Annotated in this window: 13 protein-coding genes; 6 read left to right on the forward strand and 7 right to left on the reverse strand. The window is 57.5% G+C overall.

What is annotated here, in order from left to right:
* Nucleotides 1–2 precede the first annotated feature (2 nt).
* A complete protein-coding gene (locus MTX78_RS08130; RefSeq protein ID WP_243801564.1) occupies nucleotides 3–1,355 on the forward strand; it encodes a Gfo/Idh/MocA family oxidoreductase in 1,353 nt (450 codons plus the stop codon).
* Nucleotides 1,356–1,518: 163 nt separating this feature from the next.
* Complete coding sequence (locus MTX78_RS08135; protein WP_243801565.1) at nucleotides 1,519–3,057, forward strand: aldehyde dehydrogenase family protein; 1,539 nt, start codon at nucleotides 1,519–1,521, stop codon at nucleotides 3,055–3,057.
* A gap of 103 nt (nucleotides 3,058–3,160) precedes the next feature.
* Here the strand turns inward: MTX78_RS08135 and MTX78_RS08140 are convergent, their stop codons facing one another.
* Nucleotides 3,161–3,709, reverse strand: coding sequence for a 2'-5' RNA ligase family protein (locus tag MTX78_RS08140; RefSeq protein ID WP_243801567.1), 549 nt, complete (start codon nucleotides 3,707–3,709; stop codon nucleotides 3,161–3,163).
* Nucleotides 3,710–3,858: 149 nt separating this feature from the next.
* Between MTX78_RS08140 and MTX78_RS08145 the strand changes: the two genes are divergently transcribed.
* Nucleotides 3,859–4,653: a PhzF family phenazine biosynthesis protein gene (locus MTX78_RS08145; RefSeq protein ID WP_243801569.1), complete on the forward strand. Its 795-nt coding sequence runs from the start codon at nucleotides 3,859–3,861 to the stop codon at nucleotides 4,651–4,653.
* A gap of 51 nt (nucleotides 4,654–4,704) precedes the next feature.
* A complete protein-coding gene (locus MTX78_RS08150; RefSeq protein WP_243801570.1) occupies nucleotides 4,705–5,781 on the forward strand; it encodes a tetratricopeptide repeat protein in 1,077 nt (358 codons plus the stop codon).
* Between the two features lie 101 nt (nucleotides 5,782–5,882).
* On the opposite strand, the gene MTX78_RS08155 is transcribed toward MTX78_RS08150, so the two are convergent.
* From MTX78_RS08155 to ruvC, 5 genes are all read right to left on the reverse strand, one after another.
* Nucleotides 5,883–6,572 carry a hypothetical protein gene (locus tag MTX78_RS08155; protein ID WP_243801572.1) on the reverse strand — a complete coding sequence of 230 codons (690 nt, stop codon included), beginning with the start codon at nucleotides 6,570–6,572 and terminating at the stop codon, nucleotides 5,883–5,885.
* Nucleotides 6,573–6,577: 5 nt separating this feature from the next.
* Nucleotides 6,578–7,843: an LVIVD repeat-containing protein gene (locus MTX78_RS08160; RefSeq protein ID WP_243801574.1), complete on the reverse strand. Its 1,266-nt coding sequence runs from the start codon at nucleotides 7,841–7,843 to the stop codon at nucleotides 6,578–6,580.
* 219 nt (nucleotides 7,844–8,062) lie between these two features.
* Nucleotides 8,063–9,538 carry an ArnT family glycosyltransferase gene (locus tag MTX78_RS08165; RefSeq protein WP_243801576.1) on the reverse strand — a complete coding sequence of 492 codons (1,476 nt, stop codon included), beginning with the start codon at nucleotides 9,536–9,538 and terminating at the stop codon, nucleotides 8,063–8,065.
* A 267-nt stretch (nucleotides 9,539–9,805) separates the two neighbouring features.
* Complete coding sequence (locus tag MTX78_RS08170) at nucleotides 9,806–10,021, reverse strand: KTSC domain-containing protein (RefSeq protein ID WP_243801578.1); 216 nt, start codon at nucleotides 10,019–10,021, stop codon at nucleotides 9,806–9,808.
* Between the two features lie 88 nt (nucleotides 10,022–10,109).
* The gene (gene ruvC, locus MTX78_RS08175) at nucleotides 10,110–10,730 is read right to left on the reverse strand and encodes a crossover junction endodeoxyribonuclease RuvC (protein WP_243801580.1); all 621 of its coding nucleotides are present in this window, start codon (nucleotides 10,728–10,730) and stop codon (nucleotides 10,110–10,112) included.
* 60 nt (nucleotides 10,731–10,790) lie between these two features.
* On the opposite strand from ruvC, the gene MTX78_RS08180 reads away from it, so the two are divergent.
* Both MTX78_RS08180 and MTX78_RS08185 read left to right on the forward strand, forming a co-directional pair.
* Nucleotides 10,791–11,888 (forward strand): lysylphosphatidylglycerol synthase transmembrane domain-containing protein, encoded by a 1,098-nt coding sequence (locus MTX78_RS08180; RefSeq protein ID WP_243801582.1) that lies wholly within the window; start codon nucleotides 10,791–10,793, stop codon nucleotides 11,886–11,888.
* Nucleotides 11,885–13,075: a glycosyltransferase gene (locus MTX78_RS08185; protein ID WP_243801583.1), complete on the forward strand. Its 1,191-nt coding sequence runs from the start codon at nucleotides 11,885–11,887 to the stop codon at nucleotides 13,073–13,075. Before MTX78_RS08180 ends, MTX78_RS08185 begins: the two co-directional genes overlap by 4 nt.
* Before the next feature lie 101 nt (nucleotides 13,076–13,176).
* On the opposite strand, the gene MTX78_RS08190 is transcribed toward MTX78_RS08185, so the two are convergent.
* Entirely contained in the window at nucleotides 13,177–13,434 is a 258-nt protein-coding gene (locus MTX78_RS08190; RefSeq protein ID WP_243801585.1) for a hypothetical protein, read from the reverse strand.
* Between the last annotated feature and the right edge of the window lie 18 nt (nucleotides 13,435–13,452).

Genomic DNA, 13,452 nt, shown 5'->3' on the forward strand with positions numbered 1-13,452 from the left:
CCATGAACGCAAACCACTACGATTCTTCGCGGCGCGATTTTCTACAGAAATCTGCGCTGGCTACGGCGGGGCTGCTGACCCCGCTGCCACTTACTGTGCTTGGAGCGCCTGCGGCCAAGCGGCGGGTTGCAATGGTCGGGACGGGCCACCGCGGTACCAGCATGTGGGGCAAACTGCTACTGGAAGAGCACCGCGACGTAATTGAGTTTGTGGGCCTCTGCGACAGCAACAAAGGCCGGCTTGAAACCGCCAAGAAGCTACTGGGCGTTTCGTGCCCCACCTACACCGACTTCGAGACGATGATGCGGCAGGCCAAGCCGGAAACCCTTATCGTGACCACCGTGGATGCTACCCACGACCAGTTCATCATCAAGGGCATGGAAATGGGAGCCAACATTGTGTCGGAGAAGCCCATGACCACCGACGAAACCAAGTGCCAAGCTATTTTGGATGCCGAAAAGCGGACGGGCAAGAAAGTAACCGTTACGTTCAACTACCGCTATTCGCCCCACCGCCAGAAAATCTACGATTTGCTCCGCAAGGACACCATCGGCAAGATTACGTCGGTTGATTTTCACTGGTACCTCGACAACAGCCACGGCGCCGACTACTTCCGCCGCTGGCACCGCCTGACCGAGAAAAGTGGCTCGCTGTGGGTACACAAGGCCAGCCATCATTTCGACTTGCTGAACTGGTGGCTGGAGTCAGAACCTGAAACGGTGTACGCGAAAGGGGCTCTGGAAAACTACGGCAAGAACGGGCCATTCCGCTTCAGCAACTGCCGGCCCTGTCCGCACAAAGCCAAATGCCCCTACTACTGGGACATGACCAAGGATGCGCGCCTGATGGCCCTGTACGCTGCCAACGAGCAATACGACGGGTATCTGCGGGACGGCTGTGTGTACAAAGAAGACATTAACATCTACGACAAGATGGCGGCGACCATCGCCTATGCCAATGGTGTGCAAGTCAGCTATTCGCTCACTACCTACTCGCCCTACGAAGGGTACCGCATTGCTTTCAATGGTACTAAAGGTCGTATAGAGGCCTGGATCAAGGAAAGTGGCGCCATGAAAATGGAGCCGTACGACGAAATCATGGTGTCGCGCAATTTTGGCAAGGTCGAATACATCCAGGTACCGCAAGCCGAAGGCCACGGCGGCGGCGACAAACTGCTGCGCGCCCAGCTTTTCCGGCACCCCGAAGCAACCGACACGTTCCGCCAAGCGGCCGGCAGCCGCGACGGAGCCATGGCTATTCTGGTAGGAGTGGCCGCCCGCAAAAGCATAGCGAGTGGGCAAGCCGTCCGCATTGCCGACCTGACCGATCTTAAGCCCGTGGCTATCAAAGCCTAATGGGCAAGCTTTGTTGACTTGCGCTGATAGGTTGGCAGACGTCAGCCAGGTATCTCGCTTACACGAATTGCGGAAAGCGTCTCGTCTTCATTGAAATCATTCTTTTCTACTTTGCTTTGGGAACAGGGCTGACCTCAACTTTCCAACCTGTTCCTTCCTTCTCATGCCTAAACTTATTTCGCCTCAAGTGGAGTTCAGCGGGTTGCTGAGCCAGATGAAAGCCGCCACGCCAGAAGTTTTCTCGCCGGACGGCAAGGTGCTGAACCTGATGGAAGGCCGCTGGCAGGAAGCTGGCACGCCCCGCGAATTCGTTTCGCCCATTGATGGCAGCGAGCTGGGCGTGATGCCGATGCTGAACCGCGAAACGGCACTGCGGGCCGTGGAATTTGCCAAAGCCGAAGCCTCCACGTGGGCCGCCACCGACCTCGACGAGCGCAAACGCCGCGTACAGGACTGCCTCAACCAGTTGCGGGAGCAAGTCGAACTGACGGCCAAGCTCATCATGTGGGAAATCGGGAAAACCTACAAGTTGGGCTTCACCGACATTGACCGCGCCATTGAAGGCGTGCAATGGTACATCGACAACATTGAAGGTATGCTGGGCCAGCGCAAGCCGCTTGGGCTGGTGAGCAACATTGCCAGCTGGAACTACCCCATGTCGGTGCTGCTGCACGCAGTGCTGGTGCAGGTGCTGGCCGGCAACTCCGTTATTGCCAAAACTCCCACCGATGGAGGCTTTATTTCTTTGAGTCTGACGTTTGCTATTGCCCGCCGCTGCGGCTTGCCCGTGACGCTGGTTAGTGGCTCGGGCGGGGAGCTGAGCGACGTGCTGGTGAAGCATGATGCCATTGACTGCCTGAGCTTTGTGGGTGGCCGCTACAACGGCCGCAACATTGCCGACGCCCTGAGTTCGGTGCACAAGCGCTACATGTTGGAAATGGAAGGCGTAAATACCTATGGCATCTGGGACTACTCGGATTGGAACGGCTTGGCCGACCAACTCAAAAAGGGCTACGACTACGGCAAGCAGCGGTGCACGGCCTACGTGCGTTTTGTAGTGGAGCGTCGGTTGTTTCCGCAGTTCTTGGAAACCTACTGGGAGGCTATCCGCAATTTGAAGGTGGGCAATCCTACGCTCGTTGACGCACCCAACGACCCGCTGCCAGACTTGGCGTTCGGGCCCGTTATCAATGCTACGCAGGCCCAGGAGCTGGACCGCCTCTACGCCAACGCGCTGAAAACAGGTGCTACGCCTATCTACGAAGGCAAGCTCGATGAGTCGTTGTTCTTGCCCGGCCAGGACCGCTCCGCCTACCGTGCGCCGCGTGCCCTCGTGAACCTACCCCGCCAAAGCGAACTGTACTTCAAAGAGCCCTTCGGCCCGATTGACAGCATTGTGCTCGTAGACCGGGTGGAAGAGCTAGTAGGCGAGATGAACATCAGCAACGGCGCCCTAGTAGCGGCCGTAGCCAGCGACGACCAGAAGTGGGCTGCTCGCACCGCCAAGGAGGTACGCGCCTTTAAAGTGGGCATCAACAAACTCCGCTCCCGCGGCGACCGGGAAGAGGTGTTTGGGGGCCTCGGCGAATCTTGGAAAGGGGCCTTCGTGGGCGGGGCTCTCTTGGTGGAAGCCGTAACCGAAGGCGACAAACCTATACTCGGCAACTTCGCCGAAGCCCTGCTGCTACCAGAGAGAATCTAACGGCAGTAAAAGCCACTGTTTTTAGCAACCGAAAGGCTCTGCTGCTCGCCTCTTTACACGCCGTAATTACGAACCGTGTTAGGAAGGCGAGTAGCAGAGCCTTTTATGCGTTAGTTTCTGCTTCCCTTTTGAAATCAAACAGCTGCAACGACTGCCAGGGGCCGTTGCGGTAAGCCCACAGGTGCAAGCCCGTACCCGTTGTTTCGAAGGGCTGAAAATCAGCAGCCAACTGCTGGTGCAAGGTGCGGGCAACGGCCGGATCCACTTTGTTTTGTACGGTGACGTGCGGATTGAGCCTTTGCTGATCTTGGGGCGTGAGGTGGGCCTGCCACGTGGTTTGCATGGCACGGTGCAGGGCTTGTAGCGGCGCACATTCCAGCACGTAGGCCACACCCCGGCCCATGAACCGCAACCCCGTGACGGCCAGGGGCAGAGGTGCCTGTGCAGCAGCTATCTGTCCCAGGTACTCGGTAAGAGCAATGTATTCGGCGCCCGGCAGGTGGTGGAATAGCGTGAGGTGGGCCCCCAGGAAGTTGCGTTGCTTGGGAAAGTGCTGCTGCCGCAACTCGTCGAAGAAAAGCTGTGCTTCTGGCTCTAGGGCCAAAGTCAGGATGAGGGCAGTGTCGGCGGTAACCGAAGAAGAAGTAGGCATGTAGGTAGATACCGTACTTGGTGCCGCGGAGTTGTGGCCTTGTAGAGTAGAGGCTCAACTGCCGCCCATAAAACCGCACCAGAAGTGCCCGACAATATTTAGCTTCGTTGCCTTATCGGCCGTGTGGCCATTTACCTACCTGCTTTGCCATGAACTTGCCTATTTATCAGGTCGATGCCTTTTCCGACCGCCCTTTTGCTGGCAACCCGGCGGCCGTATGCCCGCTGGAAAGCTGGCTGCCTGCTGATGCAATGCAGGCCATAGCCGCCGAAAATAATTTGGCTGAAACGGCCTTTTTCATTCCGAAAACCGGTAACGAATACGAAATCCGCTGGTTTACCCCGGCCGTGGAAGTGGAGCTGTGCGGCCACGCTACCCTAGCTTCGGCGCATGTGCTGCACCAGCATCTGGGCTTCCAGGGCGAAGAAATAGTATTTCACTCCCAGAGCGGCCCACTGCGTGTGTCGCGCGAAACCAACGGCCGCCTTACCCTGGATTTCCCGAGCCGCCCGCCCCAGCCGCTAGCCACTCACCCCGATGGGTTGCTTGATGGCCTCGGCGCTACGCCCTTACAAGTGCTGGCCGGTCCTGACTTGGTGGCCCTGTTTGCCACGGAAGCCGAGGTGCTGGCCATCAAACCCAACCAACTGCAACTAGCTCGAGTGGAATACCGCGCTGTCATCGTTACGGCCCCGGCCGCCGATACCGAAACCGACTTTGTCTCCCGTTTCTTTGGTCCGCGGGTGGGCGTGCCCGAAGACCCGGTGACGGGCTCGGCGCATACTACGCTTATTCCGTACTGGGCCGAGAAGCTGGGCAAAACCACTCTTAAAGCCCGGCAGGTATCGGCCCGTGGTGGTGAGCTGTGGTGCGAGCTGCGCGGAGAACGAGTGCGCATCAGCGGCTATGCCGTTACGTATTTGCGGGGCGAAATCAACGTGTAGAAGCACAAACGTGTTGTTCTCGTTTTCCTACTCCGGCATCTGTCCTTTTCTATGCGTTCTATCTTTTTCGCGACGCTGCTAGCTGGCAGCTTGAGTACAGCTGGCGTGGCTTTGGCGCAGGCCACCAGCACGGCCGAAGCCCTTGTCCAGGAGGGTATTGCGCTCTACGACCAAGGCCAGTACCAGAAGGCCGTAGTCAGCTACAATCAGGCGTTGAAGCTAGAGCCCACCAACAGTACCGCGCTCTACGAATTGGCTCTGACATACAACGCCCTGGGGCGCAATGCCGAAGCAGTGGAACTCTGCAAACGCCTGCTCAAGCAAAACGCCGACCCTGGCCCGGCGGTGTACGGCACCTATGGTAATGCTTTGGATGGGTTGCACAAGCCGAAGGAGGCCGTCAAGATGTACGAGGAAGGCGTCAAGCGGTATCCAAACGAAGGGTCGCTCTACTTCAACTTGGGCATCACGCAGGCCAATAGCCTCAACCAGCTTGACGCCGCCATTGCGAGTATGCAGCAAGCGGTACGTTGCCGCCCCGAGCACGCTAACTCGCACGCGGCGCTGGCCGAACTGACGCTGGCCCAAGGCAACCGGATTCCGGCGCTGCTTGAAACCATGCGACTGCTGCAGCTAGAGCCGCAAAGCAAGCGTGCTGAAGCCTGTTTGGTGCGGCTGGACAAGATGATGGGGCAGGGAGTAAAGCAAACCGGCGAGAAAAGCGTCACTATCAGCTTGGCGCAGGCGCCTGTGGCTGATGCCAACCGCAAGAACAGCAAGCCCGATAATTTTGCTGGCATGGACCTGCTGCTAACCATGGCCACGGCCCTCGACCTCGACGAAAAAAACAAGAATAAACCGTCGAGCGAACGGCTGCTTGAAAAGCTAACCACGCTTTGCCGGGCTATGGGCGAAGCAGAGGCCACCCAACGAGTGGGGTTTGTGTGGCAGCATTATGCACCTTACTTCGTTGCGCTTGAAAAGCAAGGCCACTTGCCGGCACTGGTTTATAGCATACAGGCGGCCCGCGCCGAAGCGCTACCTGAAGTACAAGCCTGGCTAACTCAGCACCCGACCCAAGTGGAGGCGCTGCAAGAATGGTCGAGAACCTACGCCTGGCCCGAATAGTGGGTCGCGCTAGAACAAAAAGCCGGTCCTTGCTGACAGTGGATGCAACACCCTGTTAGCAAGGACCGGCTTTTTATAGCGCCACCTACTTCCGCAACGGCTTAGCGCAAGGCTACCCCAATCTTGAAGCCAGCAGGAAAGTAGAACCCTTCGTGGCCGTAGTTGGAAGGACCAGATTTGTATTGGCTGCTTACTTTTTCTGACCCAACGCGGCTGTGGCTGGTGCGCCACCCAGCACCCGCATACAAATCAACAAACACCCGGCCCGGAAGCAGCGGCGCCTGGTAGCCCACTTGCACAGTAGCCCCGTAGCGGTTGATTTTTTCGCGCCGCTCGTTGACGTACTGCTGCTGCGGCAGTCCGGTGGGACCAATAACTTCTTGCCAGCCCAGCTCGTCGGCTGATACCACAAAATGCTGAAAAGTGGGCCCGTAGCTTATGTAGGAGCCGGCGGGGTATCCTGCTTTGGTGGCCCCCAAGTAGCGGCGGTGCACTACCTGCAGCCCCACTCCGCGCACCTTTTCGGGGTGCTCGGTTAGGGAAGGGGCCTTGGGCGAGGACCGGTCAGGCTGACCGGTGAGCCCATAATATACCTGTGGGGTGAAGGCAAGGCTTTGGCCCGCCCGCTGGTACCAAGGCTGCTCTACCTCCAGCCAATAGCCACTCACCACCACATATTGCGGGGTGAACTTCACCAGCAAGGTCCGCTCAGGAGTTGCGCTCTGGGCCTGCACGCCCACCGACAAGCACAGCAGCGGCAGCCACCTACTTCGGCAAATCAAACGAGCCACTCCCATTACTGCAGCGGATTGATAGGGAGAAAGCTGAGCTGCCTGAGGGTAGCGCCGGTGTAGCTGTACTGATAGAGGCCAGCGGTTCCAATGGCCATCAGCGTGCCTGCGTCGGGAATCACATCCACCACCTGAATGGGGAACGATTGGGTTTGCTTGAGCACAGGAGCTTCACTGGTATCGAAAACTTTCATGCCGTCGCTGTCGCAAACGAACAGCTTGTTGCCATCAACCCCCAAGCCCTGCGGCCCCGACATGGGGTAGGTGCGGGCCAGGCGCGGCTGGCTGAGCGTAGTCAGGTCGATAACTTGGAGCTGGTTGTCGCCGCCGCCACAGTTGCGGCCGTTGCGCAGCGTCACGTAGGCGTACCGGTCATCCACTACCACTGGGTCGCAGCTCACAACGTGCTGATAATACGAAACCTGGCGGGGCGACCGAGGCGTAGCAACATCGAAAATGTACATGCCGCGCTGGGTGCCCAGGAACAGATAGTGGTCTTTCGGATAGATGGTCTCAACACCGAATTGGAGCTGTACTTTTTGCCCGGGGGCGGGCATAGCAGGGTTAGCGAGATCAAACAAACGCAGGCTCTGCTCATCTACCGTGTAGAGCGTTTGGTCCAGCACGGCGAAGCGAGCCAACGAACCACCTTTGCCGGCACCAGAAGGAGCCGAAGCAGTGCTGGTAACACTGAAGAAATTAGCTCTATCGTTGAACCACCCAATACCACGACGAGGCTGGGTATACTTGACCTTTACTTTCTGCCAGCCTATCACAACGGAGTTGGCTGGGCGTTTGTCGGCTTGGCAGTCCTCGGGCATTCCGGCTGGCGTAGGCATCGGCAACTCGCGGAAAGCATCCCGCACCCGGCTTTTCACCCGCACGGCTTCCGGGTTGGTTACGTCGATGGTGACGAGGTCGGGGCCATTGTCGGCATAGAGCAGGTTGCCTTTCAGGGCCATATCTATGTTGCCGGGAATGCGTAGGAAGCTCACGATGCGCGGATTCGAGGGGTCCTGGTTGTCTATGATATGAATGCCTTCGTAGCGCTCATTGATAAATAGATAGCGCCCTTGCAGATAGATTTTGCCGGTGTTGTGCATCGGGCGGGCCGGCAGCGCCTCCACTGACTCCTCCAGCACCGTCCGCGACATCATTTGCGGGCAATACCCATCGTAGTATTGAAAATCGGGTTCAGGATCCTTTTCAGCGCACGACAACAAGCCCAGCAGCACAAGCCAGCTGAATAGATAGGTAGATATTCTGGCCATAAAGCAACGAAGTAAAAGGTGGAGAGGATAAGGCGAGCAACCAAGGCCGCGCCCTGGTCTACTCCTTTAAGAGCCTACCACGTTCTAGGAGGTTGCAAGCCACTAAGGATATATAGTAAAATGTTAGTGGCAGTTGGCTGCACTGTAACATAAGCTCACTCGCAGTGAGCGGCTGGAATAGTATTCTATAGCTACTTACGTAGCTTCCACACGCTAAAATCACCTACTTGGCTTACCTGCTGTTGTAGATATAGCTGTACCTGTGGATCCTTCACAATAAGCGTATCTATTCGTATATAAATATTGTGCTCCTTGGGCTATACAGTTGGCCAGATACGAGCGACCTGTTGGGGTACTCTCCACTAGTTGGTACGACCAGCCAAAGCCAAAGCCTTTCTTGTGCAAAAAGTAAAAGTCCTTACAGCTAGACGGATCTGGTCCTACTACACAGAGGGCGCCAGGAGGGGTAGCCGCCTCGAGTGTAGCTCGGGTAGCGGGGGCCAACAATTCGGGTGCAACATCTAGGTCTTGCCGTTGCAAGCGGGTATAGTTGATGCGGGTATACGCCCATAGTGGTTGGATAAGAAGCAACACTAAAAGCAGGGGCGCCACCTTGGGAAGGCGTTGTAGCCACGCGCCCCCCCATACCGCTAACAGCAGCAGCATAGGTAATAGGGGAAGCATGTAATAGGTATGTCCTTGCATCTGAAACAATTCGGTCAGATAATACGCAAGCAAGCTGAGGCCCCATGCCAAGCCCGGACCAAACCACTTATGGCGTATGGGAGCGTGGCGGAGGAATCGCCAGAGGCCTAATGCGAGCAGCACCAGCGTACCATAGCCCAGTAAAAGCTCGGGCAAGTCTGAAAGCAGGTTCCTCCGAATGATCTTCAAGCCCGTTGCCATGTCTGCTGCAGGCCGCAGTTCAAGCCCGAAATTTGTCAGACCCGAACGTGCCATCAACGCCAAGGCATAGGCATACCAAGACAGCGATACGCCTACGGCTACCACAGCGTAAGCCAGCAATTGCAGAAGCTCTGGCCCCGAATAGCGCCGCTGCAGCAGGTCGCGGACGACGAAAACAGCAATTGGAAAGCCAACGACAAGATATTGTAGCTTGGTCAGCCCCCCTACCGTAACGGCTGCTAGACTCAGGATCAACCAGCCTGCTTGTCGGTTATCTCGCCACCGTACAAACCAAAGCAAGCCAGCAATTGAAGAGGTCAATGCCAAAATATCAGGCAAGGCGTTAGCTCCGTGATAGTAAAACTCGGGACTCCAAGCAAGGCACCAGGCGCCAACAGCGCCAAGCCACGCTTGCCCACTAATCTCGCGTACCAAGTGGTAAAAGGCTACCACTCCCGCCATGTAAATCAGCCAGTTAATCAACCGAGGTAGCACTTCGTGAAAACCAAATAGATGGTAGCTACCTGCTACCAGCCATTCGTAAGAGGGAAACTGCATCCCGGTGATGCCATTGGTGGTGTTGCGACTATCCACCCGCGGCTCGAGAATGTTCATTCCTTCTTCATAGAAGTTGCGAGCAACAGCCATAGTGTCACATTGCCGCCACACATGAACACTAACAGGGGGTAGTCGAAAAAAAGCTATATGGAATATAAAATTTAGTCCTATTAATACTGTCCAAAACCATCGAGTAGGGGCTTTTACGATAAAGCTGTTAATGAAATTCATAGGCGCAAGGTAGTGGATCTAGTTGCGGTTGCGGCTAAGGTATTCAGGCCAAACGTGCGGCACATAGTAAGTCGTTGGTGTAGCAATACAATGCTACACCAACGACTTACGGTAAGGAGCGAACATCAGAATATAGTAACCATACGCTGTCATAAACCGAACGAAGGTTTCATTCCCATACCGCTAATCAGTGCACAAGGCTATATAATGCACTGCTAGTGGGAGTTGGTTGCACTGCAATACGCCCTTCTCTCTAGGCCGGCTACCCTAACGCAGTTGCTCTCGCTCATAGCCGCCGCGCTCCACTACCTGCATCACAAACATTGCCTTGCCGGAAACGGCAAGCAGCGCTTGATACACAGTTTCCGGCACGCCCGTGTAGCGGACGAGGCTCCCGCTGCGGTGTTCAATTTCCAGCGTCAGGGTGTCGGCATCGTAGCCAACGGCCTTCAGAGAGGTGGAGCGGATGGGGCGGCGTTGCATACCAAAAGCAGGTATAGTTGAAGAATAATATAAAGAAGGGGAGTCAGGCTAAAATGTAGCTTATAGCATTCGGATGCTTGAACTAAAGCTACTTCGCTACCGGCTTTTTCTTGCCTGCTACGGGCGCTGCCACCTTACTGGGGTTATCGGCCAGAAACTTGCCCCAGCTTTTGCCGCCTGCTTTCATGTTGTTGCCTTTTTGATAATGGTGGCAGAGTGCCACTGCCAACGCATCGGTGGCATCCAGAAACTTCGAGGCTTCAGCCACGGGAGGCAGCGTGAGCGTTTGGCGCAGCATGTGCGCCACTTGCTCCTTGGTGGCGTTGCCCGTACCCGTCACCGACTGTTTTACTTTGGTAGGAGCGTATTCCACGTACGGAATCTGGCGCGAGAGGCAGGCCGCAATGGCCACACCCTGGGCGCGGCCCAGCTTGAGCATGCTTTGCACGTTTACGCCATAGAAAGGCGCTTCGATGGCTAATTCGTCGGGCAGAAACTCGTCGATTAGCTCCAGCATTCGCTCGAAGATGCGCTTTAGTTTCAGGGCGTGGTTGGTGCCCAGCTTCTGCATATCAATCACGTCGTAGCGTAGCACGCGTACCCGCTGGCCCTGCACCTCAATCAGGGCATAGCCCATAATGTTGGTGCCAGGGTCAACACCCATAATGACTTTGGGCAGTAAATCGGTGGGAGCGAGGGGCAGAATCATAGCGGTATCGAGTAATAAGTAGCAAGCAATAAGACTGCTGTTGCGGTTAGTGTCGGTAAATTGCCGACTTCAACCGCCCTCCTCGTCGCCTTCTTGACTACCGGTAATCTACAAAACTACGCCCAAAACCCGGAACGCCCCACGCGGCGGGGCTGGTTGGTGGTAGCCGGTAAGCTGCTCGTGACCCTGCTCACGCTCGGATTGCTGTGGCACTCGGTGTTTGGCGATGTAGCCACGGCCGCCGCTTGGCGCGGGCTTCTAACCTCAACCCTCACGGGGGAGGGGCGCACGCCGGTGCTGTTGGCGTTGGCGTTGGTGCCCGTCAATTGGGGGGTGGAAGCCTGGAAATGGTGGCGGCTGGCCCGGCACTTGGAGCCCGTTTCCTTTCGCCGCAGCTTCCGGGCAGTGTTGGTGGGGCTGACCTTGGGCTTTGTGACGCCCAACCGAGTGGGCGACTACGCCGGCCGAATTATCGAACTGAAAAGCCGCCGTCTTGATGCCCTGGGGGCCGTGTTCCTGGGGCGTTATGGGCAACTAGTGGTGACGGTGCTGGCGGGTACGGCAGGGCTGGCGTACTTTCTGCTGGCTTTCTACCTGCGAGGCTACCCTGCTACCAGATTGGGTATGGTAGTGGCAGCTATACTCGTGAATGCGGGCGTACTGCTGCCCCTGTACCGTTCCCGTCTGCTATTGGCGGTGCTACTGGCCGTGCCGCCCCTACGGCGGTTTCGGCGGTACCTGGCCGTAATGCCTACCTACTCAACGCAGGCCATCCATTGGGTGCTGGCTTTGTCGGGTTTGCGTTACGGGGTGTTTTGTGTGCAGTTTGGCTTGTTGCTGAAAGCGTACGGGGCGCATGCCCCCTTGGGGCCAGGCGCCGCGGCTATTGCGGGTACTTTCTTGATGAAGTCGTTGGTGCCTTCCTTGAACGCGCTGGCGGACGTAGGGGTGCGCGAGCTGTCGGCAACGCATCTGTTTGGGTTGCTGGGAGAGCCGGTACTACCAGTGCTTAGTGCCAGCCTGAGCTTGTGGGTGCTCAACATTGCGTTGCCCAGCGCGGCCGGTTTAGGGTTTGTGCTGCGCCTGAAACTGTTTCGCAAACACAAGGACCGGCAACCTAAGCGCGCTGCTTCACCTGAAACGGCCGCCACGCTATGAGTAAGGCACTGGGCCTTTTGCTACTGGCCGCTCCGGTGGTCTATGCCGTACAGATGCTGCGGTTTCGGCAGGCTTGGAATGCTGCCACTCCCCACCCCGCCACGCCGGATACCAGCAGGCCCGAGCAACCAGCCCCCCCGCCACCAGCGGAGCGCCGCCACCAGGCGCCCTACCTCTCCGTGCTGATAGCGGCCCGCAACGAAGCCGCCAACCTGCCGTTGCTGCTCACTGATTTGCAGCGACAGCGCCTGCCGGCCTCTGTGTTCGAGGTGCTTGTTGTGGATGACCACTCCACGGATGCAACGGCTGAGGTAGTAGCCAATGCCGCCCGCACCAGTTCCTTTTCCTTGCGCTTGCTCCAGCTCGCAACCCTGCCTGGTCCGGTGCGCACCGGTAAAAAAGCCGCTCTAGAAGCTGCCATAGCCCAAGCCAACGGCGCGTGGGTGGTCTGCACCGACGCCGACTGCCGGGTGCTGCCGAACTGGCTGCTGGCGCACCACCAAATGCAGGATGCCACTGCCCACTTCGTGAGTGGCCCCGTGCTGCTCACGGGCCAGGGGGTACTGGCTGCGTTGCAGGGCTTGGAACTAGCCGGGCTGGTGGCTAGCGGGGCCGCCGGTATTCTATTGCACAACCCCACCATGTGCAACGGCGCCAACCTAAGCTACCGGCGTGCCAGTTTCGCTGCAGTACGGGGGTTCAGCGGCAACGCGCACGTAGCCAGCGGCGACGACGAATTCTTGCTGCATAAGCTTCACGCAGCCTACCCAGCTGGTATTCGCTTTCTAAAAGACCGACAGGCCATTGTACGCACTGCCGCGCAGCCAACGCTACGGCAGTTGCTGCGGCAGCGGGTGCGTTGGGCCAGCAAGTGGCAGCATTACCGTACCACTGCGCCGCGGCGGTTGGCGGTGGTGGTGCTGGCCGCTAATGTGGCCTTGGCGGCAGGCGCCTTGGCGCTGCCCTGGCAACCCGCACTGGGGCCGTGGGTGCTAGGTAGCTGGGTTCTAAAACTAGGGGCCGATGTGCTGTTTTTGCTGCCAGTACTTCACTTTTTCGAGCGGCGGCGCTGGCTGGCTTGGGTGCCGGTGTTGCAAGTGGCTTATGCACCGTATGCGTTGCTGGTGGGGCTGGCGGGCTACCGGGGCGGCTACGAGTGGAAAGGCCGGCAAGTGAAAAAACAATAGAAACCCCTCTTCAGCACCAACGGCCCACGACCGTGCCCGAGAACAGCAGTTCGCCTCGGGTACGATCATGGGCCGCTTAAAACAGCACGTATTGGTTGGCTTTATTCTCCGTCAAGAGCCACTACTTCTTGGTCGGTTTCTATGCTGTCGATGCCCGGTTGGTTTTCCAAGGCTAGTAGCTGCTGCCCGGTAAAGGTGCCTTTGTAAATGCCATCTAGCCCCGGAATGGGCGCTATTTTACCGGCAGGCTCAACAGCTTGCAACTGAGTGGTTGTCTTGGAGGAGGTGAGCACCACGTGCACCAGCGCCTCGGGTTGGGCCGCAATTTGCTCTTTCAATTTCTGATTCAGGAGTGCCATGACAAGGAAAGGAGGAGA

Source organism: Hymenobacter tibetensis, assembly GCF_022827545.1.
In the GTDB taxonomy this organism is placed as follows: Bacteria; Bacteroidota; Bacteroidia; order Cytophagales; family Hymenobacteraceae; genus Hymenobacter; species Hymenobacter tibetensis.

What these genes read in the sequence shown, in the direction of transcription:
- MTX78_RS08130 (WP_243801564.1), top strand. Translation starts at nt 3, where the DNA reads ATGAACGCAAACCACTACGATTCTTCGCGGCGCGATTTTCTACAGAAA.
- MTX78_RS08135 (WP_243801565.1), top strand. Translation starts at nt 1,519, where the DNA reads ATGCCTAAACTTATTTCGCCTCAAGTGGAGTTCAGCGGGTTGCTGAGC.
- MTX78_RS08140 (WP_243801567.1), bottom strand. Translation starts at nt 3,709, where the DNA reads ATGCCTACTTCTTCTTCGGTTACCGCCGACACTGCCCTCATCCTGACT.
- MTX78_RS08145 (WP_243801569.1), top strand. Translation starts at nt 3,859, where the DNA reads ATGAACTTGCCTATTTATCAGGTCGATGCCTTTTCCGACCGCCCTTTT.
- MTX78_RS08150 (WP_243801570.1), top strand. Translation starts at nt 4,705, where the DNA reads ATGCGTTCTATCTTTTTCGCGACGCTGCTAGCTGGCAGCTTGAGTACA.
- MTX78_RS08160 (WP_243801574.1), bottom strand. Translation starts at nt 7,843, where the DNA reads ATGGCCAGAATATCTACCTATCTATTCAGCTGGCTTGTGCTGCTGGGC.
- MTX78_RS08165 (WP_243801576.1), bottom strand. Translation starts at nt 9,538, where the DNA reads ATGAATTTCATTAACAGCTTTATCGTAAAAGCCCCTACTCGATGGTTT.
- MTX78_RS08170 (WP_243801578.1), bottom strand. Translation starts at nt 10,021, where the DNA reads ATGCAACGCCGCCCCATCCGCTCCACCTCTCTGAAGGCCGTTGGCTAC.
- ruvC (WP_243801580.1), bottom strand. Translation starts at nt 10,730, where the DNA reads ATGATTCTGCCCCTCGCTCCCACCGATTTACTGCCCAAAGTCATTATG.
- MTX78_RS08185 (WP_243801583.1), top strand. Translation starts at nt 11,885, where the DNA reads ATGAGTAAGGCACTGGGCCTTTTGCTACTGGCCGCTCCGGTGGTCTAT.
- MTX78_RS08190 (WP_243801585.1), bottom strand. Translation starts at nt 13,434, where the DNA reads ATGGCACTCCTGAATCAGAAATTGAAAGAGCAAATTGCGGCCCAACCC.